We start from the raw sequence: 931 nt of genomic DNA on the forward strand, positions 1-931 counted from the left end.
AACCCGCTCCCCGCGTTGCAGGATCGCGGGCACTTCATCGGGGCGCAGTCCGGCCCAACCGCCGGTGTGCATCCGAGACGCGCCCGCGAATGCCAGGGCCGGGACCATCCGGCCGGGGCTCGGGCCGCCGACCATCCCGCCTGCATGCAGGATGTTTGCGAAAATCCCGCCTGCCCCGCCCAGCGCGCCGGAAAGGGCGTTGGCGATGGGGCCAAGGATGAAACGCCGGGCGGCGAGCTTGGCGAGATCGGCGATCATCGATGTGACCAGATCTCGGAAGTCGAGTTTGCCGGTCTTCACGAAGTCGCCGATGGCGTTCTCGGCGCTCTGAAACGCCCCGACCAGCGCGCTGCCGATATCGCCGCCAATGTTGCGAGCCTTCGCGGCGTAGTCGGCGAGCGCCGCGGTGACGGCCTGCCAGCCGATCAGGGCGGTGTCCGCGCCTTCGGCTGCAGCGGCCCCAGCGTCGTGCGCGGCACCGCCCGCGCTATCGGCGGCGGTGGCCGTGTCATTCAGCCCGGCCGTGAGAGCATCGGCCGACGCGGCCGCATCGGCGAGTGCGGCCTCGGCTTCCTTCCCTGTGCCGGTCACGGCATCCTTCAACGCCTGCCAGCTGGCCAGCGGCCGACCGGCAGCATCGGCGAGCATGCCTGCCGCTTCGCGGAACCCATCGGCCCGAGCGAGGGCATCCTCGGCCATCGCGCCGAGGCCAAGATCGGGCGGTTCCAGATAGGTGCGTGCCAGCGCAGCCGAGAAGGCATCCGCGGCCGCGGCACCGGCTGCGGTCGCGGCGCCCTCGAACGGATTGCCGATGCGGCCGAGTTCCACCGGATCGAGCGTTCCAATCCGCACCCCACCTTCGCCAGTGGCCCATTCCGGCAGGAGGGCCAGCGCGGCATTCAGGGTCTCGATGAAGCTGTTGATGCGCGTG

Annotated in this window: 1 protein-coding gene; it reads right to left on the reverse strand. The window is 70.7% G+C overall.

Annotated features, from left to right (window positions below):
- On the reverse strand, positions 1 to 931 hold a 931-nt coding region (locus E3D03_RS20945; protein WP_318013795.1), incomplete at both ends, for a phage tail tape measure C-terminal domain-containing protein.

This window comes from Paracoccus sp. DMF (genome assembly GCF_004407025.1).
GTDB classification, from domain to species: Bacteria; Pseudomonadota; Alphaproteobacteria; order Rhodobacterales; family Rhodobacteraceae; genus Paracoccus; species Paracoccus aminovorans_B.